General features: G+C 44.2%; 3 protein-coding genes. All 3 read right to left on the bottom strand.

Translation table 11 applies throughout. The annotated features are described in order from the left end of the window. On the bottom strand, nt 1–809 hold an 809-nt coding region (locus tag Q0191_RS07750), incomplete at its 3' end, for a potassium transporter TrkG (protein ID WP_297665337.1). Further along, nucleotides 806–1,357, bottom strand: coding sequence for a putative immunity protein (locus Q0191_RS07745; RefSeq protein ID WP_297665335.1), 552 nt, complete (start codon nt 1,355–1,357; stop codon nt 806–808). The genes Q0191_RS07745 and Q0191_RS07750, both read right to left, overlap by 4 nt. Before the next feature lie 263 nt (nt 1,358–1,620). After that, a partial coding sequence (gene kphA / locus Q0191_RS07740; protein ID WP_297665333.1) for an RNA-binding protein KphA occupies nt 1,621–1,805 on the bottom strand: 185 nt, incomplete at its 5' end.

Here is a 1,805-nt window from a genome sequence, read left to right as displayed (position 1 = left end):
AAAAAGCTGACCAGTAGCTTATCGCCAAAGGAAAGATTGCCAATCGTTCCAGGATTATTATACTCCGTCCAAAGACTCGCGACCGTCCCAATAACGAGGAGACCAGCAGTCAGCAGTAAGACTACCTTAGTATGAAAGTGCAGCCCCTTCTGTTTTCCTCCAAATTTAGTCGCCAAGTCAAACCAGACCATAAAGCCAAGTCCTCCAGTAATGATGAGGAGAGCCAAGGTGATATTGACCAAAACATCTGTCTGCAAGCCTAGTAAGCTATCATTGCCAAAATTATCAAAGCCCGCATTACAAAATGCAGAAACGGCTAAAAAGATGGAATTAAAAATCCCTTTTATCAGACCAAACTTGGGAATGAAGCGAATCATGAGAAGGAGAGCGCCCAGTCCTTCGATAGTAAAAGTCGTGATAAAAATCGAACGGACAAATTGACCTAAGGTACGATTGTGACCATAACTAAAACTATCCCGCAGAATACGGCGATCTTTGAGGCTGAGCTTTTTCCGACTTTCCATGGTGAAAAATCCGATAAAAGTCAAGATTCCCAAACCACCAATCTGAATCAGCAGCATACAAAGGAGCTGTCCCCAGACATTGTATGTATCCACAACCGATCGAGTAAAAAGCCCTGTCACACAGACCATCGAGACAGCTGTAAAAAGATGATCCAGATAGCCCGCTTGGGAACTTTCCGTCTGCACCCAAGGCAAACTGAGTAGCAAGGAGCCACAGAATATCACCAGAAGAAAAGACAAGATAATCTTTTGCGCTGGTGACAAGCGTGAAAATAAATGCTTCATAAAGTTTCCTTTCCTAATCTAATAAAAGCAGAGGCTAGCTCTATCTGCCCTTCTCTTTCCTTGACAGCCCGCTGCAAATCATCCGGACTCTGCAAGTTTCTGACTTTGATGGCATAATCCGCTGCGACAATAGCATGTCCCCGCATGTGGCCTGTTGCGACTGCTTGGGCAAAAGCACGCGCAGCATACTTACCGATTTGTGATTGGGCTTGCTGCGACAGTTTATTAGCCAAGAAACCAGCCTTCCTTAGTTCATAGGCAGACGCCCTCCCATCAAGTCGAGCCTGAAAAACCTCTCTTACCTGAGTCAAAATCTTCTGCCTTTCAAACCCATCTTCCGTATCTATCAGAGCTATAAAGCTTGACGCCATTTTCATAGCCCATCGAGCCAGTTGCCCCTGAGGAAGTTCCTCCAAAACAAGCTCCAATTCCAATCTCTTCTCGCCATCATCTAGAATTTTCAGCTTGTAAGGGCTCGGTAGACTCACTTGATCTTTCTCATAAGACTTGCGCTCATGAGCGTTCCAAGCATAATCTTCTGACTTCATATGCCCTCCCGTTTCGAATTTATTTAAATTTGAGTGTAGATTTTGCGTTTGTCTTAACTGAGATACTTGCTTCTCGCGGAGCTCGAACTGCATCAATGGCCCTAATTTCAACTACGCCTAACGGCTTGTTTTATTAAGGAGAATAAAAGGAACCTAGTTCTCGCAAAGCTCGAACTGCATCAATTTCTCTAACCTCACTTACGTGCTAGGCACTCAGTTCGTTAAGAGAAATAGAAAAACGGGACACATGGCCCCGCTGCTTCTTATTTCTCATCAATAACGATGCGAACTTTTTTGTACTCGGTTGGGACAGAGTAAACAATCGTCCTTATAGCGGAGATAGTACGACCTTTACGACCGATCACACGTCCAACATCGCTTGGATCAAGATCGAGATGATACTCTAAAAACTCAGGTGTATCTTCAATCTTGATAGTTAAGGCATCTG

The sequence above is a fragment of the uncultured Streptococcus sp. genome (genome assembly GCF_938036805.1).
Taxonomy (GTDB): Bacteria; Bacillota; Bacilli; order Lactobacillales; family Streptococcaceae; genus Streptococcus.
Note: the sequence above shows the minus strand (reverse complement) of the source record. Positions and strands in the feature narration are given on the sequence as shown.